The organism is Armatimonadota bacterium, from assembly GCA_018268395.1.
GTDB lineage: Bacteria > Armatimonadota > Fimbriimonadia > Fimbriimonadales > Fimbriimonadaceae > JAEURO01.
In genome coordinates this window covers 83163-104806 of the sequence record JAFDWQ010000009.1, presented here as the reverse complement: position 1 = coordinate 104806, position 21644 = coordinate 83163, and the positions used below count along the sequence as shown (strand labels likewise).

General features: G+C 62.9%; 21 protein-coding genes. 10 read left to right on the top strand and 11 right to left on the bottom strand.

Annotated elements, in window-relative coordinates:
- Positions 1 to 5: 5 nt before the first annotated feature.
- From JST30_14075 to JST30_14055, 5 genes are all read right to left on the bottom strand, one after another.
- The gene (locus tag JST30_14075; GenBank protein MBS1715453.1) at positions 6 to 1427 is read right to left on the bottom strand and encodes a Gfo/Idh/MocA family oxidoreductase; all 1422 of its coding nucleotides are present in this window, start codon (positions 1425 to 1427) and stop codon (positions 6 to 8) included.
- On the bottom strand, positions 1424 to 2476 hold the full coding sequence (locus JST30_14070) for a DUF1080 domain-containing protein (GenBank protein MBS1715452.1): 1053 nt from the start codon (positions 2474 to 2476) through the stop codon (positions 1424 to 1426). The genes JST30_14075 and JST30_14070 overlap by 4 nt, the downstream gene beginning before the upstream one ends.
- 68 nt (positions 2477 to 2544) lie before the next feature.
- Positions 2545 to 3093, bottom strand: coding sequence for a thymidine kinase (locus JST30_14065; protein ID MBS1715451.1), 549 nt, complete (start codon positions 3091 to 3093; stop codon positions 2545 to 2547).
- Between the two features lie 35 nt (positions 3094 to 3128).
- Positions 3129 to 3506, bottom strand: coding sequence for a zinc ribbon domain-containing protein (locus JST30_14060; GenBank protein MBS1715450.1), 378 nt, complete (start codon positions 3504 to 3506; stop codon positions 3129 to 3131).
- Between the two features lie 39 nt (positions 3507 to 3545).
- Positions 3546 to 5174 carry a hypothetical protein gene (locus tag JST30_14055; protein ID MBS1715449.1) on the bottom strand — a complete coding sequence of 543 codons (1629 nt, stop codon included), beginning with the start codon at positions 5172 to 5174 and terminating at the stop codon, positions 3546 to 3548.
- A gap of 225 nt (positions 5175 to 5399) precedes the next feature.
- Here JST30_14055 and JST30_14050 point away from each other — a divergent pair, with 225 nt between their 5' ends.
- Positions 5400 to 6221, top strand: a complete 822-nt coding sequence (locus JST30_14050; GenBank protein MBS1715448.1) for a helix-turn-helix transcriptional regulator — start codon at positions 5400 to 5402, stop codon at positions 6219 to 6221.
- A gap of 18 nt (positions 6222 to 6239) precedes the next feature.
- Here the strand turns inward: JST30_14050 and JST30_14045 are convergent, their stop codons facing one another.
- The 4 genes from JST30_14045 to JST30_14030 all read right to left on the bottom strand — a co-directional run bounded on the left by JST30_14045 (position 6240) and on the right by JST30_14030 (position 10482).
- Positions 6240 to 7361, bottom strand: coding sequence for a phosphopentomutase (locus JST30_14045; protein MBS1715447.1), 1122 nt, complete (start codon positions 7359 to 7361; stop codon positions 6240 to 6242).
- 65 nt (positions 7362 to 7426) lie between these two features.
- Positions 7427 to 7987: a hypothetical protein gene (locus JST30_14040; GenBank protein ID MBS1715446.1), complete on the bottom strand. Its 561-nt coding sequence runs from the start codon at positions 7985 to 7987 to the stop codon at positions 7427 to 7429.
- Between the two features lie 75 nt (positions 7988 to 8062).
- Entirely contained in the window at positions 8063 to 9163 is a 1101-nt protein-coding gene (locus JST30_14035) for a glycosyltransferase family 4 protein (protein ID MBS1715445.1), read from the bottom strand.
- Positions 9160 to 10482 carry a hypothetical protein gene (locus JST30_14030; protein MBS1715444.1) on the bottom strand — a complete coding sequence of 441 codons (1323 nt, stop codon included), beginning with the start codon at positions 10480 to 10482 and terminating at the stop codon, positions 9160 to 9162. The genes JST30_14035 and JST30_14030 overlap by 4 nt, the downstream gene beginning before the upstream one ends.
- A 70-nt stretch (positions 10483 to 10552) precedes the next feature.
- Between JST30_14030 and wecB the strand changes: the two genes are divergently transcribed.
- From wecB to JST30_13995, 7 genes are all read left to right on the top strand, one after another.
- On the top strand, positions 10553 to 11632 hold the full coding sequence (gene wecB / locus JST30_14025; protein MBS1715443.1) for a UDP-N-acetylglucosamine 2-epimerase (non-hydrolyzing): 1080 nt from the start codon (positions 10553 to 10555) through the stop codon (positions 11630 to 11632).
- Complete coding sequence (locus tag JST30_14020; GenBank protein ID MBS1715442.1) at positions 11629 to 12870, top strand: glycosyltransferase family 4 protein; 1242 nt, start codon at positions 11629 to 11631, stop codon at positions 12868 to 12870. The genes wecB and JST30_14020 overlap by 4 nt, the downstream gene beginning before the upstream one ends.
- Positions 12871 to 12934: 64 nt before the next feature.
- Positions 12935 to 13978 (top strand): DegT/DnrJ/EryC1/StrS family aminotransferase, encoded by a 1044-nt coding sequence (locus tag JST30_14015; protein ID MBS1715441.1) that lies wholly within the window; start codon positions 12935 to 12937, stop codon positions 13976 to 13978.
- A gap of 1 nt (position 13979) precedes the next feature.
- Positions 13980 to 14597, top strand: a complete 618-nt coding sequence (locus JST30_14010) for a GNAT family N-acetyltransferase (GenBank protein MBS1715440.1) — start codon at positions 13980 to 13982, stop codon at positions 14595 to 14597.
- Between the two features lie 81 nt (positions 14598 to 14678).
- Complete coding sequence (locus tag JST30_14005; protein MBS1715439.1) at positions 14679 to 15800, top strand: DegT/DnrJ/EryC1/StrS family aminotransferase; 1122 nt, start codon at positions 14679 to 14681, stop codon at positions 15798 to 15800.
- Between the two features lie 16 nt (positions 15801 to 15816).
- Positions 15817 to 16638 (top strand): transketolase, encoded by an 822-nt coding sequence (locus JST30_14000; GenBank protein MBS1715438.1) that lies wholly within the window; start codon positions 15817 to 15819, stop codon positions 16636 to 16638.
- The gene (locus JST30_13995; GenBank protein MBS1715437.1) at positions 16635 to 17594 is read left to right on the top strand and encodes a transketolase; all 960 of its coding nucleotides are present in this window, start codon (positions 16635 to 16637) and stop codon (positions 17592 to 17594) included. Before JST30_14000 ends, JST30_13995 begins: the two co-directional genes overlap by 4 nt.
- A 60-nt stretch (positions 17595 to 17654) precedes the next feature.
- On the opposite strand, the gene JST30_13990 is transcribed toward JST30_13995, so the two are convergent.
- A complete protein-coding gene (locus tag JST30_13990; protein ID MBS1715436.1) occupies positions 17655 to 17978 on the bottom strand; it encodes a hypothetical protein in 324 nt (107 codons plus the stop codon).
- 82 nt (positions 17979 to 18060) lie between these two features.
- Between JST30_13990 and JST30_13985 the strand changes: the two genes are divergently transcribed.
- A complete protein-coding gene (locus JST30_13985; protein MBS1715435.1) occupies positions 18061 to 18858 on the top strand; it encodes a sugar transferase in 798 nt (265 codons plus the stop codon).
- Position 18859: 1 nt separating this feature from the next.
- On the opposite strand, the gene JST30_13980 is transcribed toward JST30_13985, so the two are convergent.
- Positions 18860 to 20191, bottom strand: a complete 1332-nt coding sequence (locus JST30_13980) for a hypothetical protein (GenBank protein ID MBS1715434.1) — start codon at positions 20189 to 20191, stop codon at positions 18860 to 18862.
- A gap of 79 nt (positions 20192 to 20270) precedes the next feature.
- Here JST30_13980 and JST30_13975 point away from each other — a divergent pair, with 79 nt between their 5' ends.
- Entirely contained in the window at positions 20271 to 21629 is a 1359-nt protein-coding gene (locus tag JST30_13975) for an SLBB domain-containing protein (GenBank protein ID MBS1715433.1), read from the top strand.
- Positions 21630 to 21644: the final 15 nt, after the last annotated feature.

Sequence of the window (21644 nt, the reverse complement as noted above, 5' to 3'; positions counted from 1 at the left end):
CCGGTTCAAAGCTTGTAGAACTGCTCCCAACCCTTTCGCGGGGGTGGGCCGTCGAGGAGGGAATCGGCCAAGGCGTGGTTGGTGATGCGCTTTGTACGTCGGTCGAACTTGAGTTTCGCGTCGACCTGCTGCGCGATGATGCCGACGGCCATCGCCTGGCACAGCGGTGCGGCTACGGCGAAGTTCGAACGGCACTTTTCTTCGCCCTGGCACGCCCGGACAAAGTTCAAGAAGTGGTTCGACGTCGTCTTGGGGACGTCCGGTAGCTTCAGGTCACGGGCCGCCTCCTTGGGAACGATCTCGAGAGTCGACGCGTGCGAACCGCCCTTGAAGGTCAAGCCTTCGCCGTAAATCACCTTTCCAGGCGCCAGGTTCTTGACGTCGATCGTTCCCTTGCTCGGGGCCGGGATGTTCGGGTCCACCACCGAACCTCCAAAGGCGTCGGGCAAGGGCGGCATGTTCTGGACGCCGTCGTACCAGGTGAGCTCGACCGGGGGCATCGAGCCCCGTCGCGGAAACTTGAACGCTAAGGTCGTGGCCTGAGGGAAGATGAAGCGGCTGTGCCCATCGATCCGGACCGGGTCGACCTCTTCGGGCAGTCCGAGGTGTAGGAATTCGTGGGCCGTGTCGAAGATATGGGCGCCCCAGTCCCCCAAAGCTCCGTTCCCATAGTCGAACCACGCCCGCCAATCCCCGTTCAGGTAGCCCTCGTTGTACGGGTGTTCGCGAGCCGTCGCGGTCCAAGCGTCCCAGTCCATCGGGCCGGCCGGCGTCTGGACGGGCAAATAGCCCTCGTAGACTTTGCCGTGCCACCGTCGCGGGCTGTTCATGAACGCCGTGATCTTCGTGACGTTCTTGATGATCCCTGCCTCGGTCCAGGCCTTGAATTGGAAGTAGTTGGCCTCGGAATGCCCCTGGTTCCCCATTTGGCAGGCGACTTTGTGCCGCTTTTCGGCGGCCGCCAGCAGACCGATCTGTTTGAAGCTATGGGCCAGAGGCTTCTCGACGTACACGTGTTTGCCTTGAGAGACGGCGAGCATCGTGACGGCGAAGTGGGAGTGGTCGGGCGTGGCGACGCACACAGCGTCGATCGACTTGCCGACCTTGTCGAACATGTCGCGGAAGTCCAAGAACCGGGCGGCTTGCGGGCACAGGCCGAGGGCGCGAGCCGTCCTCGGCCCGCCGAGCTCGGTGTCGCAGAGGGCCACGACGTCGACGAGGCCGGTGTCCATCAAAGCTTTAAGATCGTCGTACCCCCGGTTACCGATGCCGACGCACGCGAGAGAGACTTTTTCGTTCGGGGACACTCGGCCGAGACGGCTGACCGCCCCGAAGACGCCGGGTGTGGAGGCTGCCCCGCCCAGAGCGAGGGCCCCTTTAAGGAACGTGCGTCGGTCGAGTCGGCCGTGCGTGTCTTTTCCTTTCATTTCGATGCCTCCGTCGTGCGGATCTTGATGTTCTTGAACGACACGCGGTCTCCATGGTCCTGCAGGAGAACGTGGCCGTCGGCCCACAGCCCGAATCCTGGGATTGATTTGAACTTACTGGCCGACACGGCCGCCGAGAAGGCTTCCGAACCACGGTCATATTCCAGGATCTTCGATCCGTTGAGCCAGTGCTCGACGTGCCGTCCCTTGGACACGATGCGGGCCGTGTTCCATTCGCCGACGGGCTCTGGCCGTTTGGCAGGACCGGCGGTCAGAAGGTCGTAAAGCGATCCTAGCGTCCGGTTTCCGTCCCTCCCAAGCTTGGCGTCGGGGTGACGCAGATCGTCCAGGATCTGGTATTCGAGTCCGATCGCCGAGCCGGTGTCCGCCTTCGCCCCGGTCCCGGTCACAGGATCCAGATTAGGCTGGCAGAACACTTTGATCCCGCTGTTGGCGCCCTCGGTGATCCTGAAATCGACAAGCAGTTCGAAGTCGCTGTACCGCGCTGTCGTCACGATGTCGCCGCCTGCAGCAGCCTCCTTTCCTCCCGAAGGAAGGACGCTCAAGACGCCGTCCTTCATCTCCCAACCCTTTGTCGGGAAACCTTGGAGCTTGGCGCCCCGCCATCCCTTGCCAGTCTTTCCGTCCCAAAGGAGGCGCCAACCGTCGGATTTTTCCCGAGCGCTCAGGGTGTTGTCCTGCGGCGTGAGGTCGGTCAGGCGGACGTTCTTCCCTCGGATCTCGGACGCGAGCTTCGAGGCGTCTTGGCCGATCGTATGGACTTGGAAGGCGATGAACCCGTGCAGGGTCATGGCGTCGCGGACCACCGCGCCGGGTTTGCCGTTCGACCAAGTCTCGATCGAGTCACCGACGGCTTCGACGCGGACGTCGTTCCGACCGGCTTGGAGGAACAGCTGGCGTCCCGCTTCCGTGAACGACTTGCCCCCGCCTACGTCGACTCCCCGCTGCAGGTTGACGGGGCGTTGCGCGTCTGCCGACGCCCAGACCATTGCTCCGAGACACGCGGAAAGCACTCGCCAGGTTCCCATGACCGTCGAGGCGAGTATACACACGGGCCGTTCCCGTTCCTTCTGTCCTTGGCTCGCCCTGATACGGGCTATCTCAACCGCTTCTTCCGTTCGCCGCGAAGTTCGTAGCAGTTCCTGCACCGGGCTTCGTAACGTTCGGTCGCTCCGATCAGGACGACAGGATCGTCCTTGTGGGCCGGGCGTCCGTCCACTTGCCGATAGGTGTGGCTGGCCGTGCGGCCGCACTTCATACAGATCGCGCGGAGTTTGACGACCTCGTCGGCGAGCGCCAAAAGCTCGGGCATCGGCCCGAACGGTTGTCGGCGGAAGTCTTGGTCGAGGCCCGCAAGGACGACTTCGACCCCGTTGTCGGCGAGGGTCACGGCCAGGTCCGAGATCGAGCGATCGAAGAACTGGGCTTCTTCGATACAGACGACATCGACGTCCGGCTCGATCGCCGCCCGAAGTTCGGCGACGTCCTTGACCGGCACGGCTTCGTGCTTGACGTCCATGTGGGTGACGACCATCCGGGCGTGGTAACGGTCGTCGAGCGCGGGCTTGAACACTTGCACCTTCTTCTTCGCGTAAAGGGCTCGGCGTGCGAGCCGTATCAGCTCTTCGCTCTTTCCGGCGTACATGCTTCCGCAGACGACCGTGATCTGTCCGAGCCGCTTCACGCCTCTTCCGGCGCCTCCATGTCGGCCTCGAACATCTCCTCCATTTCGTCGCTCATGTCGTCGTCCATCGCTTTCCCCATTTCCCGGACCATGGTCCTCATTTCGGCCGGACTGTCCGGTTCTCCGACGCTCTCGAGGCGGTCGGCGAGTTCCTCGACCCGGTCGTCTTCGCTCCGGCCCTTTCGAAAGCGTGACACGAGTTTGGAGAACGACCGGCCGCCGCAATGGGGACAGACGTCGTCGTGGGCCTCGGCCGTCATGCCGACGAGAAGGGCGAACTTCTTGCCACAGTCATGGCATCGGAACTCGAACACGGGCACCCAAAGAGGCTGACACAGGAGCCGGACAGAGTCAAGGGCCGGCGTCCTCTCCACGCCGACCCTGAAGGCCCGTAACGACCGGCTCTGCAGTGCTTATTCTTCGCCCGGTGCCGGCGGGACGTCGTCCCAGCCTGGGCCGGTCATGGTTTCCGGTTTGAAGGCTGCAAGCGACCTCGTGATCTGGAAGTCCCCTTCGACCGGCGTGCCCGAGAAGTCCGTATTGACGTAATTGCCGTTCGCGTCCAGCGTCCAGATCTTCCCGGCGTCTTGGACGAACGTCAATCCCCTCTCTCCTGGGAAGATCGACTGGATGCCCGTGCCTCGATAGTTCACTGTCCGTCCGACCCACTTTCCTTTGGTGCGGTGGAAGCGCTGAAAGGTCGTCGAGCCTTCCGTCGCCAGGATCGCGTCTCCCGAAACATGGTCGACTTTGAAGTGCAAGGTCGCCATGGAGTCCGGCGGGACGCTGAAGATCTGCAAGACCTTGTCCGTGACGATCGGGCCGAGTTTTTCGTCGCAGCGGAAGATCGTGCTGCCGTCCTGCGACATCATCGCGATACCGTTCCCTTGTACGTCCCAATCGAGGTCGAGCATTTTGGCAGGCGTCGTCCGGGACGACTTCTTGCCCGTGTCCCGGTCGACAAGGACGATCTGGTCGGCTCCAAGGACGGGTTTTCGCAAGACGAAGATGTCGCACGTGCTTCCTCCGACGACGAGCTTCTTCGCGTCCGGTACGTTCGCGATGACGGTGTTGGTCTCTTCCGCCAAGTCGACTTTGTGCACGTCGCCGTTGGCCGTTAAGTAGAACAGTCCGACCTCGCCCGCGTCGAGGCACCAGTCGACAGGGACGTCCGGGATCGAGATCGTGTCCGTTCTCGACAGTTGTTCGTTCGCGTAAATGAACGGCCAATAGAACTTGAAGCTCGTTCCCGCTTGCGGGCCGCCGGAATAGGGCCACGCCGCGTACATCGGCAACATGTTGTGCATGGTGTCGACGATGTAGCGGACGTTGCCCGAACCTTCGTTGTAGGTGTAACGAGCGTGCGTGACCACACCGTGGTCTTCCGTGTCGATCGCCAGATTGGTCGTGGCTTTGTTTACATAGACATAGCCGCTCTGGCTGTTGAGGTTCCCGTCGTCGTTCGGATCGCAGACCGTGATCGTTTTGCCGCCTGAACTCGGATAGTTGTAGCCGACGAGGACCACGGCATGTCCTCCGACACGGTCATAGTCGTTGCCGTCCCACTCGTACTTGCCGCGACCGATGACGACCACGCCTCCGGTCTTGAGGACGTTCTTGATCGTGCCCGTGCCCCAGTCCCAGTCCGGCCCATAGCCGAAGCAATAGACCAGCTTGGACGTGTGGTTGAAGATCCACGAGTTGCCGATGTTCCAGGAGTTCGAGAAGCTGGTCCCCTTGTTCGGATCGGTCGCCATGAGGATGCCCATCGTGAAAATCATCGAGGACATATCGTTGTATCCGGTTCCGAAGCTTCCGTCTTGACCGGGCATGCCGTGATGCGCCATGTACTGGAACACGTCGCAATACGACGTCGGCACGCAGTAGTACTTCCCGTCGTTCGGGAGGGCGCTCCGCTTTTGGTCGAAGTCGTACATGTTCGGTCTCAGGTAGGAATCGGCGGACGCCGCGCAGACCAGGGACGACAGGGCAAGAGCGGTCAGGCCGCTTCGTGAAAGGCTGTGCACATTCAGGAAAGGCATGGAGACATTGTGGCCACCCCTTCCTCCCGTTTCGTTTTGGTTCCGCGCGATTCATCAAGCAATGACCGGTTTTCAGAACTCATGGTCGAATCTGACGCAGTAGAAGCTGAAAGAGTCCCGTTGGAGTCTTAAAATTGCGCACACTTTTGCGCAAATAATGGGTACTTTGAAGAACTTGAGCCTGTAATTTCGCTTCGACCTCGGCCGGAACTTCATAATCTTGGTATGGTCCGCTATCACAAGGCCTCGCTGGCCCAACTCCCGGAACTCCGTACGTGCGGGGCGTTCGGGGACGAAGCAGACCGCACCGAGTGGGTGCAGCCGTCAGACGCCTGGCAGGGTTTGCTCTTCCACAATTCGGGCACGTTCACGATGAACGGGACGGTCTATCCGCTCGAACCGTTCGACCTGTTCATCGTTCCGCCGACGAGCCGGTGCACGGTCGTCCGGTCGGGTTCAGGCGTCACCGTCTACGACTATTTCACGTTTGTCCCCTCGAAGGAACAGCGTGACATCGTCGGACTCCCCGTACGTTCGAGTCTCGGCGGTGAAGGACACTTTTGGGACATCGAGTTCCGTAAGTGCCTGAACCGTCTGCAGTTCTCAAGGACGAGCTCCAACGTGCTGGTCTGGTCCCTGCTGTGGTCGGTCGCCCAGCCAGAGCACGTCGCGCTCAAAAGCGTCTACACCGAGGACGCACAGAGGATCATGGAGTCCCGGATGAGCGAACGCCTCAGGATCGCCGACGTCTGCGCCGAGCTGCACGTTTCCCAGAGTCAGTTGAACCGGCATTTCCTGAGCGACCTGGGTCGCACCCCTCACCAGTTCCTGGCCGATTGCCGCGCGATCCGGGCCCACCACTTGTTGACCACGACGACCGATCCGATCAAGCAGGTCGCGGCGGCCTGTGGAATCCCGAACGTCCAACAGTTCAACCGCTTCGTCAACCTCCGGTTCGGGATCCCGCCGCGAGAATTGCGCAAGAGACGAGGGATCGTCGACGTGTTCAGGACCGGCGACCTCGACAAAGCCCGCGGGAAAGCGTAGTCCGCCGGTCCAGCGTCGCTAGACCAAAGCTTGTCCGCCCGGCCACTCGATCCCGAGATGCTTGGCGACCGTGGCCCCGACCGCGTCCATTCCCACGACGTCGCCCAAGTTTCGGGCGGTCACGCCCGATCCGGCCAAGGCCACCGGCACGTACTCTCGGGAGTGGTCGGTCGATCCTGTCGTCGGGTCGTTGCCGTGGTCCGCGGTCAAGATCAGCAGATCGTCGCTTTGGAGCCGGCCCAAGAGGTTTTCCAGCGTCTTGTCGAACCGCTCGAGACATGCTGCAAAGCCCGCCGGGTCGTTCCGGTGGCCATAGAGCATGTCGAAGTCTTCGAAGTTCGCGAAGACGAGCCGCGCGTCGGAGCCGAGAGCTTCCCACAACAGGGTTTCGTGCTCCGCGTTCGATTGGGTCCGACCGACTGAGCGGAAGCCTCTCCCGTCGAACAACTCGGGCACGACGCCGATGCCGAAGACGCCGCCGATCTTGTCGACAAGGTTGGGCGGGGCGGGCAGGGGGAAGTCCTTGCGGCGTGCCGTCCTTTTGTAGGTGCCCGCCCGGCCTTCGAAGGGCCGGGCGATCACGCGTTGGACGTCGTCGGGCGTCTTGCACATCCGCCGCGCCGTCAGGCAGTACTCGTAGAGCTTTTCGACCGGGACGACGCTCTCGTGACACGCGATCTGGAAAACGCTGTCCGCACTGGTGTAGACGATGGGGAACCCCGTGTCTTCGTGGAGAGGCCCGAGCCGCTCGATGATCTCGGTGCCGCTGGCGGCACAGTTGCCGATCGTCTGGGTACCGATCTCGTCCTCGAAGTCTTTGATCAAGGGGATCGGAAACCCTTCCGGATACGTCGGGAAAGGCCGTTCGGTCACGACCCCCATCATTTCCCAATGGCCTGTGACGCTGTCCTTCCCTTGACTCAGCTCGCGGAGCCGTCCATACCGCCCCTGGGGGGCGTCACCGATCCCGCCGGCGGCAAGGAATCCGAGCGAAGCGAGGTGCGGTGCGCGAAAACCGCCGACCGACTCCCAGACGTGAAGGAGCGTCGAAGGATGGTCGACGTCCCCGAACGCGGGCGCATCGGGAGCCTCGCCTGCACCGACGCCGTCGAGGACGATGACGATGGCCCTCTTGCTCACGCGACATTATGGTCGTGCCGCGCGTTGACCGAGGCGACTCGTCCTCGACAGACCCCCTCTGTTCGCTACTTTCCTCCGGACCGCCTCGACTTGGCCGTGTCCGGAACGGCGCGAGGCGCGGTCCCGCCCGGAACCGGCACAGGAATTCCGTTCCCTGGCCTGGGGCCGATCATCATGGGTCTGGCGCCGCCCGGCAGCATCCCGACCGCGACGACCCGAAGATCGGCCTTATTGACCTTGTAGATCTCGTTGCCCCGCAGGATGAAGAGGAACTGACCGTCGACGACCATGACCGGCGCGGGGCCTTGGGGCATCGGAGCCATCGGCATCGCGACGTCCGGCATCGGCATCCCTGCGGGGCGGCCTTGATCGGGCATCGGAGTGAACCGGTCTCGTGCAGCGGCCGGTCGTGGCCTGTTGTCTTGGAGCGTGTCACCCGGAGCTGCGGCCTGGGGTGCGGTCGTCCCAGAAGTCCTTGTCGCGGTCGCGGCGGGCTCGGCCCTGGTCTCTTGTGCCGGAGGGGCGGCGGGCTTGTCTTGCGCCCGGGCCGAGGCCAAAGGAAGCGCGACGGACAGGGATGCGATACCGACGGCGGCCAAAACGGCGCTGGACAGACTGTTCTTCATAAGCGTCCTCGTACGACGATTATGCGTCAAAGGGGGCCTGATTCCAAATTCCCGACGATGCGCGACCTTTCGGAGTCAGTCCAAGAGGCGGCGATAAAGGTCGAGCAACTTCTCGGACTCGATCGTCCAGTTGTAGCGCTCCAACACGGCGGTGCGTCCTCTCTGCCCGGCGTCTTGGGCCCGTCCGGGATCCGACACGAGCATCATAAGGGCCGAACCGATCGCTGCCGGATCGAGAGGATCGACGAGGACTCCGCACCCTTCCCGTTCGACGATGTCCCGCCAGTGAGGAAAGTCTGAAGCGACGACGGGAAGCCCTGCGGCCATATATTCGAAAAGCTTGTTCGGTTGCGACTCCACATGGTTACGGATCGGATGGTATACGACCAGGCCGGCCCGGCTCTCTGACATCAACGCTGCGACGTCGGCGCGCGACTTCCATCCGAGCGTCTTCACCCGTGGAGCGACTTCGTTGGAAAGCCAAGCGTCGTTCGTCAATCCTCCCGACGGTTCGCCCACGATCGCAAGATCGAGGCCCGGCGCGTGCTTCAAGGCCTCCGCCATTTCCTTCGCACCGCGGACCAAGGACAGACCGCCCACGTACACCGCCTGCGGCGCGCGCTCGGCGAACGGCCGCCCGCCCGCAGGGGCCAGTTCTTCGAGCAGTGGGTAGTTCTGCACCAGGACCGTTTCCGGGTTCGAAAACGCCCGGGCGATCTTCGGCGTCGCCGCCACGACCGCGTCAAGACTACGGTCCGCCGCTTGCTCGGCCGCCGCGACCCGGGACGAGACGAGCCGTCGAAGCGGGCCTGGGATGTAGGCGCGGTCGAGCACCGATTCGGCATGGGACTCGTGGACGTCGTACACGACCTTCTTTCCGCGACGTTTCAGCGCAAGGCCGACCCGGATCAGTTCGGGATCATGGAAGTGGTAGAGGTCCGCGTCGACTTCGATGGCCTTCGACAGGCACCGTCGTGAAGCCCGAAGGAGCCTGTCCCATCGGTCTCTCGGACGGGGAAGGCCATGGATCCGGACACCGTCGCGCTCGGTGTCCCCGTCGTGGGTCACGACCAGGTGGGTGTCGTATCCGGCCGAGGCTAACGTCCGGCACTCCTTCAAAAAGATGCGGACGTCGAACGGCTGATGGACGGTCGACAGATGGCAGACCTTGATCACGCCGTCGCCCCAGCGGGTCGGAACCGTTCGTCACTCATGACCTCGACCTTGAGCGGCGGAAGGACGTAGACGATGAGCAGGATGGCGAGCGTCCCATGGGACAAGATCGACGTGTCAAGGGCGACGTCGGAAAGCTTCATGCCGAGGAAGGACGTCAGGAAGGCCGGGATCAGGAAGCCTCGGTTCAGCGCCATGCTGTCGATCAGTCGGAAGACGGCACCGAGTGCCACGGTCACGGCACCCATGCCGAAGTATCCGAAGTCCGCGAACGCCGAGGCCCAGACGTTGGCGTTGGAGTTGGTCATCGGGCTACCGAAATAGACCGCACCGATCTGCTCCGGGGCCGCGTAGTGGTACGGATTGTCGAAGAAGGCCCTCAAAATGCCGTCGCTCAAGAGCATTTTGGGGTTCGAACTGAAGTACTCGAAGTAGTAACCGGTCAGGAGCCCCTTGACGTCGAACAGGCGCCACGTCGTGACGGTCGGGATCTTCGGATCGGACCGGACCTCCCATAACCCCCAGACCGTCAGTGCGAGCAGTCCGCACAGCGCAGGCATGACGTAGCCGAATTTGTCCCGATAACGGGTCATCAAGGGGTACAGGGCGAGAAGGAAGACCGGGATCATCGCGGAGGTCTTGCTCCCGTCGACCGAGAACCCCACAAGTCCCGCGAACAGGGACAGCCCGACGAGGATCCAAGACCGTCGTGCGATACCGACGGCAAAGGCGAAGGGCTGCATGGCGCTTCCCAGGTTTCCTTTGACGTAGGACATCAGCGATCCCATAGGGATCGACTCGCCTGCCGCACGGCGACGCACGTACATGGATTCGATGCCGAGATCGAAGCGGAACCCGTTCGTCGACCAGACCGCCAAGGTCATCGCGCCGACCAGCGCGACCGTGGCGAACGCGAAGACGTCTTGCGGGACGTCGGGTCGAGGGATGCGCCATCTCGGCAACCGGAAGGTGAACGAGAGGACGTAGAAGCAGACCATGAGGACCGACGAGTACACGAGGTACCGCTCAGGAGGGCCGTTCAGAGTGTGATAGGGGATCCACATGCACGGCACGACGACGGTCGCATAAAGGATCCAGTACGCGACGATCGACGGTCGGGCCAAACGGACGGGCATCCAAAGCGAGGGGGCGACGGCCATCACGTAACCGACCACGGTCCATCCGGGTCCGATGTCCCGGAAGCGAAGGCCCAGAAACCCGTACAAGCCAGCGTCGACGTTGCGATAGACGCCCATGTAAAGGGCGACGAACCCGGCACAGATCAGGACGAGAAGGAACCTGTCGGGATTCTTGTCGCGCACCTTGGACGGCAAGGTTACCTGGGAGGGCGATCCGGAACCAGAGGGCGGTGACCGGCTAGAATCAAAGCCAATGCTCCGTGTCTTGACCGTTGTCGGTGCCCGCCCCCAGTTCATCAAGGCGGCGGCGGTGTCCCGTGCGTTCGTGAGGGTCGGCGGGATCGAGGAGCAGATCGTCCACACGGGGCAGCACTACGACGATGCCATGTCGGAGCAGTTCTTCCGGGAGCTCGACATTCCCTCGCCTGCCGTCAACCTGGACGTCGGTAGCGCGTCCCATGGGGCCCAGACCGGTCGGATGCTAGAAGGCATCGAAGCTGAAATCGCGGCACGGAAACCGGACCGTGTCCTGATCTACGGGGACACGAACTCGACGCTGGCCGGAGCCCTTGCCGCGGTCAAGCTCCATGTTCCCGTGGCGCACGTCGAAGCCGGGTTGAGGTCTTTCAACCGTGCGATGCCAGAGGAGATCAACCGGATCGTGTCCGACCATGTGAGCGACGTCCTTTTCGCACCGACCAAGACGGCCGTCCGAAACCTGGCCGCTGAAGGGATCCGAGGGGACAAAGTGCTCGATGTCGGCGACGTCATGTACGACGCCGCTCTCTTTGCGGGCTCGGGCAATGGCCCCGACATCGGGTTCGAGCCAGGGACGTACGTCGTCGCGACCGTCCACCGCGCCGAGAACACCGACGATCCGGCGAAGCTGACCGCCATCCTGGAAGGACTGGCCGCCGCCGGGCGCCCGGTCGTGCTGCCGATGCATCCGAGGACGAAGAACATCCTTCAGGAACGGGGCCGGTGGGATTGGGCCCAGGCGACGTTCCGGATCCTCGAACCTCTCGGCTACCGCGACATGGCCGCGCTCGTCGCCCACGCTGGAGTCGTCGCTACGGACTCGGGCGGGTTGCAGAAAGAAGCGTTCTTCCATCGCGTTCCTTGCGTGACTCTCCGGACGGAGACCGAGTGGACCGAAACGGTCGAACTCGGATGGAACACGGTCCAGCCTCCGATATCGTCCGATGCGGTCGGTCGGGCCGTCTCGGACGCGTTCGGAACGGCTGGTAGCGATGGGTCGCCCTACGGCGACGGTCACGCGGCGGAGAAGATCGCCTTGGCTTTGGCGGGTACGCCCGTCGGAGCGCCGGCATGACGGTCTGGATCGTCAACCAATACGCGGTCGCTCCGAGCGAACCAGGGGGACTTCGTCCGTTCGCGCTTGCCAAAGAACTGTCCCTTGCAGGCCACGATGTGACGATCGTGGCCTCGAGTTTCAACCACTGGACCCGCTCGGAAACACGGCTGCGCGACGGCGAGGACGCTAAGGTCGAGACCGTCGACGGTGTCCGGTTCGTGTGGCTGAGGGCTCCGGGTTATCCCGGATCGACCGCGCTCCGGTTCTGGAGCATGCTCGCCTTTGCGAAGAACGTCTTCAAGTCGGCCGTGCTCCGGTCGTTCGGGCCGCCTGACGTCATCGTCGGCTCGAACCCTCACCTGTTCGCCGCCTTCGCCGCCTTGAAACTAGCCGAGGACGTCGACGCCGCCTTTGTCTTCGAGGTCCGGGACATTTGGCCGCAAAGCCTGATCGACCTTGGCCGGATGTCCCCTTCGCACCCCGTCGTCCGCACGATGTCTTGGATGGAACGGCGGCTGGTGCGGGGTTCCGGCGCGATCGTCACTCTCCCTCCGACGGGGGCCGAATACTACGTCGAAAAGGGGTTGACCTCCGACGCTTTGTTCTGGGTTCCGAACGGGGTCTATTTACGCGACCTTCCCGATGCGACCCCAGTCCCGTCCAACACTCTGTTCACGGTCCTGTTCGCCGGGATCCATGGGATCGCTAACGGGCTGGACACGGTCTTGGACGCGGCCAAGTTGCTCGAAGACCAGGGATATGGGGACAAGATCCTGTTCCGGCTCTTGGGGGACGGAGGCGAAAAGCCAAGGCTTGTCGAGCGGGCCCGTGCGCTAGGGCTCCGGAACGTCCTCTTTTCGGACCCGGTCGCCAAATCGCAGGTTCCCGACGAGGTCGCCAAGGCGGACGCCGGACTCTTGATCCTGAAGCGGTCGCCCGTCTTCCGATGGGGGGTCAGCCCGAACAAGCTGTTCGACTATATGGGTGCGGGCCGTCCGGTCATCTATGCCGTCGAAGCCTCCAACAACCCCGTGGAAGAAGCCCAAGCCGGGGTCACCGTCCGGGCCGACGATCCGGCAAGCCTGGCCCAGGGTGCCGTACGCCTTTATGAAACGCCGATCGCAGAGAGGCAGGCCATGGGCACGAACGCGCGGGAGTACGTCGAACAGAGACACGACCTTGCCAAGCTCGGGCACGTCCTTGAAGCGGCTTTGAGCCGGGCGGTGACGTCCAAAGAGAGGGCCCGGACCCCTTGAAATGAACACGTCGGACATTGCTCGAGAGCTTCCGAAGCTGACCTATTACCGCGGGAGAGTGGCGATGGCCGCCATCTTGCGCGCCTTAGGCGTGGGGCCAGGAGACGAGGTCGCGACCCAGGCCTTTACGTGTCTGGCCGTTCCGGAAGGGATCCGGGCCACAGGTGCGACACCCGTCTACGTCGACACGGAGGAGCAGGGGGTCAATCTGTGCCCTCGAGACCTGTCCGCCAAGCTTTCGCAGAAGACCAAAGCCGTCATCGTCCAGCACACCTTCGGCATACCGGCGCAGCTCTCCGAGATCCGTTCGGTCCTGAACGAGAGGGGCGTCCCGTTCGTGGAAGACTGTTGTCACACGCTAGCGTCGACATACGTCAACCAAGTGGTCGGGACGTTCGGTATCGGTGCGTTCTATTCGTTCGAATGGGGAAAGCCGATCGTCGCAGGAATCGGCGGCAGTGCGGTCGTCCACGATCCGGCGCTCCGAGCCAAGGTCGAAGAACACTGGGAGTCCTGTCACGGGCCCTCCTGGAAATCCCTCCTGAAAGTCAATCTCCAGTACTGGGCGTTCGAGAGGATGTACCGACCGTCGACGTATTGGAAGGTCCGGGCGACGTTCCAGAAGCTCTCGAAGGCCGGAGCGGCGGAAGGGAACTATCACGATCCCGACGAAGAGTCCCACGAGTTCTCTCAGCGCATGGCCGGACCGTTGGTCGAGCGGTTGCGCCAAAAACTCACGTCCCTCAACCATGTGGTGGAGAACTCCCGTCGCATCGCCGGCCTGTACGACGAGGCGATCGACAGGACAAGGTTCCGGCGTCCGGCCGTTCCCGAGGGTGGACTGCCCGTCTACGCAAGGTTCCCGCTGTTGGCCGCGGACAAAGAACGGTTGCTGGCTCGGGCCGAAGAAGCTCGGGTCGAGGTCGCGGACTGGTACCGCACACCGGTCCACCCGCTCGAGCGTCGCGAATGGGGGGCGGTTGGCCTGGAACCCGGTTCGTGCCCGCGCGCCGAGAAGCTCTCCGACGAGATCGTGTCGTTGCCCCTCAGTCTGAAGGTCACCGACGAAGACGTCCGGAAGACCCTCGCCCTCTTCGAGAGCCTCTGACATGGCGTACGAGGTCGTCCGGGTCGGTGGCGACGGGCCTCAGGGGTCGTTCGTCCAAATGGCCGAAATCCACAAGAGCGAGATCCATGAGGGCTTTCTGAGTTCTTTGGGCGGCCCGTTCCTGACAAAGCTCTACGCCTATCTGTGCGATACCGAGGAAGCGTTCGCGTTCGCGGCCATGGACGGAGAAAGCATGTTAGGCTTCATCGTCGGCGCGATGGACACCGGCCAGGTCTATAAGGGCTTCGCACGGCGCGGCGGGTTCTCCGCGATGGCGGTCCTCGTCCCGAAACTTCTGTCGCCCGCCCGCATCAAGCGGATCCTCGAGACGCTCCTCTATCCCAAGTCGAAGCAGTCCGACGACCTTCCAGAACCCGAGATCCTGAACTTCTGCGTCCGGTCGACTTCCCAGGGCCTAGGGGTCGGCGGGGCCTTGTTCCGAGCCCTTCTTCAAGAGTTCCGGGCTCGCGGGACCGGGTCGATCCGCATCGTGACGGGCGAGACCCAGAAATCGGCCCAGCAGTTCTACGAGGCCAAGGGCTCTCGATTCGTCAAGTCGATCGAAGTCCACAAAGGGACACTGAGCCGCGTCTATGTCCACGACACCTCCGTCTTGTGACCGCGCCGAACCGGGAGGCCGGAAAGGTCCCTAGGTATCCTGCTGTCCAACGTCTCTTTGCTGAGAGGACATGCCGTGACAGTGAGTGCCCCCGCCCGGACCGTGCCGTTCTTCGACTACCGCGCTTTCTTCGCGAGCCGTGAATCCGAGTTCACCGATGCCGTCTTCGACGTGTTGCGGCGTGGCGCCTTCATCCTGCAGCAAGACGGGCGCGATTTCGAATCAGCGCTTGCGGACTATTTAGGGGTCAAGCACGCGATCGGTCTCTCCAACTGTACGGACGCGCTCATCGTCGCCCTTCGGGCCGCCGGGATCGGTCCTGGCGACGAGGTGATCTTCCCCAGCCATACGTTCGTGGCCTCGCCCTCCAGTATCCATTGGGCCGGAGCGACCCCGGTTCCTGTCGACTGTGGGCCCGACCACTTGATCGACCCGGATGCGGCGAGGCGGGCCGTGACTTCGAAGACGAAGGCGATCATGCCCGTCAGCCTGAACGGCCGGACGTGCGCGTTCGACCCCATCCTCGAGATCGCCGACGAACACGGGTTGACGATCGTCGAAGACAGCGCTCAGGCCCTTGGTTCGAAGTACAAGGGCAAGTTCGCCGGCACGTTCGGAGTGGCCGGCACGTTCAGCTTCTATCCGGCCAAGATCCTGGGTTGTTTCGGGGACGGCGGTGCGCTCGTGACCGACGACGACGACGTCGCGCGACAGACGAGACTCTTCCGCGACCACGGTCGCGACGACGAGACCGGAGAGGTCGTCCAGTGGGGCTTCAACTTCCGCCTGGACAACCTTCAGGCCGCGATCCTCAACGTCCAGTTCCAGGACTACGACAAGACGATCGAACGCCGACGCCGCGTCGCGTCCCTCTATCAACTGGGGCTCGGTGACTTGCCCGACGTCACGTTGCCGCCCGCTCCGGATGCCGACCCGGACCACTTCGACGTCTACCAGAACTACGAGATCGAGGCCGACCGCAGGGACGACCTCCGGGTCTTCCTCAAGGAGAAGGGGGTCGGGACGCTCGTGCAATGGGGCGGCAGGCCCGTCCATCAATGGAAAGGCCTAGGATTCGACGTTTCCCTTCCCTTCACGGAGCGGCTGTTCGAGCGGTGCTTGCTGTTGCCGTGCAACCTTTTCGTCAGCGACGACGACGTCCGGTACGTCATCGACCAGGTGAGGAGCTTCTACGGCGCCTGACCTGGCGAGACGCACGATGGCGGAACGGACGTTTCAAAGCACCGAAGAGCTCGCCCTTCGGATCCGACGGCACGCCGTCGAAATGACCCACCTCGGCAATTCGTCGCACGTCGGGGCTTGCCTTTCGATGGCAGACATCGTCGCGGTGCTCTACGGATCCGTCCTCCAGTTCGATCCGTCCCGGCCGCAAAGTCCCGACCGTGACCGGTTCGTCTTGAGCAAGGGGCATGCGGGCGCCGGGATTTACGCCGCGCTGGCCGAGTGCGGGTTTATGCCCGTCGAGAAGCTCAAGACGCACTATCAGGACGGGAGCGACCTGAGTGGACACGTCTCGCACAAGGGGATCCCTGGCGTCGAACTCTCGACCGGGTCACTCGGGCACGGTCTGGGCGTGGGGTGCGGCATGGCTTACGGAGCGAAGCTCGACGGCGAGACATGGCGCACGTATGTTCTATTGAGCGACGGGGAGTGCGACGAAGGTTCGAACTGGGAATCGATCCTGTTCGCAGGACACCACCGGCTCGACAATCTGACGGCCGTCGTCGACTACAACAAGATCCAGTCGCTGGCGCCAGTCCGTGAGACGCTCGAACTCGAACCGTTCGCCGACAAATGGCGCGACTTCGGTTGGGCCGTCGTCGAATCGGACGGTCACGACCACGACGCTTTGAAAGCCGCCTTTTCGGCTGGTCCGGACGGCCGTCCAAAGGTGGTCGTCGCCCACACCACGAAAGGCAAAGGCGTCTCGTTTATGGAAGGCCAAGTCCTGTGGCACTACCGCTCGCCACAAGGCGACGAATACGAGGCGGCCCTTCGAGCCTTGGGGGCCCGTCCATGAGGGACGCTTTCATCGCCCGGTTGACCGAAGTCGCACGTCGCGACCCAAAGGTCATGCTCATCACCGGCGACCTCGGATTCGGCGTCCTCACCAAATTCGCCGACGAGTTTCCGAAGCAGTTCCTGAACGCGGGTGTCGCCGAGCAGAACATGACCCTCCTCGCGACAGGTCTGGCGATGGGCGGTCGAACGGTCTTCACATATTCCATCGCGAACTTTCCCATTCTAAGGCCGCTCGAGATGATCCGGAACGACGCCTGTTACCACGGAGCGAACGTCAAAGTCGTCGGCATCGGTGGCGGGTTCAGTTACGGCTCGCTCGGGATCAGCCACCACGCGACCGAGGACCTTGCCATTTTACGCTCGCTGCCCGATATCACCGTCGTTGCGCCTTGCGACCTCTACGAGACCCAAGAAGCGACTTCGGCCCTGGTTTCCACACCGGGTACGGCTTACCTTCGCTTGGACAAGTCGGTCGCGAAACCTCTGGCCGATACGGTGGAGCCGTTCGTCCTCGGCCGCGCACGGCGTTGGCGCGAGGGCACCGACCTGACGTTCGTCACGTGCGGAGGGATCATGCAGTGCGTCTTGGCTGCGTGCGAGAACCTTGCGACAGACGGGATCCAGTGCCGGATTTTGAGCATGCATACGGTCAAGCCGATCGATCGCGAGGCGATCCTTGCCGCTGCCCGCGAAACGGGCGGAATCGTGACCGTCGAGGAGCACACGTTGGACGGGGGACTGGGCAGCGCTGTTGCGGAAGTCTGTATGGACGCCGGCGTCATCCCCGAGAGGTTCCACCGGATCGGTCTGCGTTCCGGCTTCAGCAGCATCGTCGGAAGCCAAGAGTACTTGCGGAAGGTCTACGGGCTCGATGCTGCCGCCATCGTCGGCGAGGCCCGAAGGATCCTCGCCACAGGCCGAAATGCCGTGGTCTCGGTCGATGCGACGGGTTAGTCTTTCACGGGATCCGTTGCCAAACGGAATGACGAAGCAAGGTCTCTCAAGCCCTGGTCCTCAAATCCAGATCCGGAAGAGAAGCGCCATCAGGGCGATCCCGAGGATAGTGACAGCGATCCCCGCGAGGGTCGACCAGGTCAAGAACACAGGTACGGCCCAAACCAGCCTTTGCGAGGGTTGAAGGCCGTACATGAAGCGGATGTAGGTCGCGAGAAGCGACAGGGCTCCGACCAAGATCATGACGGTGACGGCCGGGCCTTGATGGAGCGGCCCGATAGCGGCAAGACACAGACTGGCGATCACGATCGTCAACGCAGGATGGGCCCACTCCGTCGCTGTCCGAAGCCGGCACGGACCGGTGCCATCGTCGCGGTTCGGCATTCAGTGCTCTCTACGTTGCGGGTTCCGGCGGCGTTTCGAGACCGGCCAGGGGTTACAATAGAGCGCCCGACCCTAGCTGCCCATGATCCGTGCCGCCGATTTTCTCGTTTCGCTCTTCGGACTGATCCTGTTGAGCCCGATCCTCCTCGTTTTCATGCTCCTCGTTTGGCTCCAGGACCGCAAGTCGCCGTTCTATATGGCCCCCCGTGCGGCCAAAGGCGGAGGCACCTTCAAAATGGTGAAGCTCCGGAGCATGGTCCAGAACGCGGACAAGTCGGGAGTCGATTCGACGGCGAACAACGACATGAGGATCACCAAGGTCGGCAAGGTCATCCGCAAGTTCAAACTCGACGAACTGACCCAACTTTGGAACGTCCTGATGGGTGAAATGAGCCTGGTCGGCCCTCGGCCGCAAGTCCAGCGGGACGTCGACCTTTACACGGACGTCGAGCGCCAGATGCTGACCGTCCTGCCGGGCATCACCGATTTCGCGAGCATCGTTTTCTCGGACGAGGGATCGATCCTCGAAGGCAAGTCCGACCCTGATCTGGCCTACAACCAATTGATCCGGCCCTGGAAGAGCAGGCTTGCGCTGTTCTACATCGAGCACCGGTCGTTGAGGCTGAATTTGAAGCTGGTCGGCTTGACGGCCGTCGCGATCGTGAACAAGCCGAAGGCACTGGTCGGCGTCCAGCGGGAGTTGCGGCGGTTGAAGGCCGACGTCAAGCTCGTCGAAGTCGCGGGACGGAGCAACGAACTGACGCCGTTCCCGCCCCCTGGATCGGACAAGATCGTCGATTCGCGAGCGACGCCGTCGGCGGTCGTCGAAGTCCCTGTGGCCGGGGCGCTGACTCCGGACGCCGCGACTCCGGCGTCCTGACTCAGTCGACGAACTTGATGCGTTTCCTCGCGATGACCCATGTCGCCACGAACAGGCAGCACGCTGCCCAAGCGCCTGTCAGGAGACCTTTGCGCGGTGCGATCGGGTCGGGGTCTTCGACGGCTTCGTCGACGATCTCGAAGCGCGCGGGATCGCGTTCCTCGGCGATGATGGCTTGTTCGAGCTGGAACTGAAGGTTCGCCGAAGTCTTGACGGCCGTCTCGAACTCAGACTGCGCGACCTTGACTTTGGACGCGTCGTCGGCGCCTCTCATGGCCAGTTTCCAATACTCGGCGAGGACACGGTCGTAGGACGCCTGGACTTTTTTGAGCGACTCCAGATCGCTCCGCGCGGCGATCAAAGGCGCGTACGTCTTCTGCTGCAGGCTCGTGTTCGCTTTCGCGATCGTCTCGTCGAGCATCTGCCTGCCGGCTTTGGCCCGGGTGGCCGCTTCCTTGAACTCGGGGCTCTTCTCCGTGTACGTGCGGCGCGCGTCGATCAGGTCCTGTCGCCGCTTTTGAAGGTCTTGGGCCAGGCTCTCGAGGGCCTTATCGAGGGATCCCCCCCCGATGGCCTGGAGCGCGTTCGTATCGTTCCCGGACGCAAGCGCCTTTTTGACGCTTTGTTCGTAGTGACCGATCCGCGCCTCGGCGCCCCGGATCGCCGCCGCGGTCTCGCCTTGCTTTTTGACCGCATCGGCAATGAGGCCCTGGATAGGGTCCGGGTCGAAATAGGGATGGTTGCGTCCCGTCAAGACCAAGGTGTTCCGGGCCCGGTCGACGCTGGCTTTCGCGACCTTGAGCCTCTCTTCGTACATCTTACGGTTCCGTTTGGCGATGCTGATCGTCAGTTCGACGGCTCCGGAGCCCAGGTAGTCGTACAGCGTCGTTGCGATCGCCTTGGCCGAGTCCGGCGTGTCCGACTCGGCACCGATGACGAGGAATCCGCTATCGTCGACTTTGAGACGCGTCCGCCGTTTGAGCTCCTCGACGGCTTTCGTCGGTTTCAGCTTCCAACGGTCGGCCAGCCCTAGCTTGTCGACGACGTACTGTCGGCACCTGCGGCTTTCAAGGATCCCCATCGCGACCGTGGGCGTCGAGCCGATGAGTGGCGTCGACGCGGATCCGGGCGTCATCGGGGTCGTCGAAACGTCACCGCCGCCGCTTCCGACGAGGGACTGGGCCAAGGAGGACATCGACGATTGCGCGGCCGGGAAGAGCAAGACTTGCTCGCTGTAATACGTCTTGGGGAGGACCGAGGCCACGAGATAGACGATGACGCTCGAGGCGGCTGTCACAGCCAGGGCCGTCGCGATCTGTCGTCCGAGCGTCATCCTTGAAGCCTAGGGCATTATCCCGCAATGTCGGACGACGCCGTCAAGGTTACTGGGCCCGCGTAGGTAGAATCCCCGGGTGCCCAGGCTTCTACTGGTCTTGTTCGCGGCCTTGATGGCAACGAACCTGTTCGCGCAAGGGCCTTCGCTTCTCAAAGCCGGCGACCTCTTGACGGTCACGACAGCGAACCGGCCGCAATACTCCGGTGACTTTCTCGTGGGTTCGGACGGATCGTTCACGGTCCAGGTCCTCGGTCGGTTCGAAGCTGCGGGCCGTACGTTGAAGGACGTTGAAGCGGGCGTCCGGAAGCGGGTGCGCGAGTTCGTGCGCGACGCCGAAGTCACCGTCATCCTCAAGCAGGAGCTTCCGTCGTTCGTCTACCTGGTCGCTCCGCGCGTCCAAGACGGAGCCGTCATCTGGATCCCGGGAATGACGGTGCGCCAGTTGATCGGAAAGTACAACGATCTGCAGCCGTTGGACTCGTATGCGGCGAAGCTCTATTCGCAGGGGCAGCGGGCGGTCGACATCGATCTGGTCGCGCTGATGCGACAAGGCGACCAGAGCCAGGACAAGGAACTGAAGCCGGGAGACGTGCTCGCATTGCTCCCCGCAGCGGACAAGCCGGTTTGGGTCGTCGGTTCGGTCAGGACGCCTGGCCAGGTGCGCCTCCGTAGTTCGGAAGGGGTCAAAGAAGCGATCGCTGCAGCCGGCGGTGCTTCGGTCTCGACCTCCCCGGCGGAGATGACGGTCCTCCTTCGTCGAGGCCTGGAGACGTTCCGGTCGACCTTGTCCGAAGTTTCGCAGCGCGAAGTCTGGGAGGTCAAAGACGGTGACACTATCGTCGTGCAGGCTCCGCTTGAAGTCGCGGTCTCGGTCGGCGGGTTCGTGAAGAAGCCGGGAGAGGTGTCCGTCCGGGAAGGTTCTCCCCTCATGGCGGCGATCGTCCAAGCGGGAGGCGTCGAAGACCAAGGGACCCTAGAGCGGACGTTGCTGTTCCGGTCCGGAGAAGTCCGGGTGTTCGACGCGAGGTCCTTGGCCGATGGCGGGACCGATCCCGGGGCCAAAGTCCAAAGCGGCGACTTTGTTTACGTTCCTGAAAACAAGCGGGACTACTCGGTCTTAGGGTTCGTGGTCAAACCGGGCCGCAAGCTCATTCCGGACGGTCGGGCCGTCCGATTGGCCGACGCCCTCGCAGCGGCCGACGGGCTGGCACCGAGGGGAACGTACCGGCACGCGGTGGTCCTCAGAGCGGACGGAAAGGGAGTGTATGTCGCAAAACGGTATGATTTCGATACGTACGTGAAAGGCGGAGACGTCGGCCAGAATCCTGAGATCTTGCCGGGAGACATCGTGTTCTTCGATCAAGTTTCAGGGACAAACCTTGGTGATCTGCTGAGGTTCTTGCCAAATCTCCTCCTGTTCGACCGTCTATTTTAATTTGGGGGCCCCTGG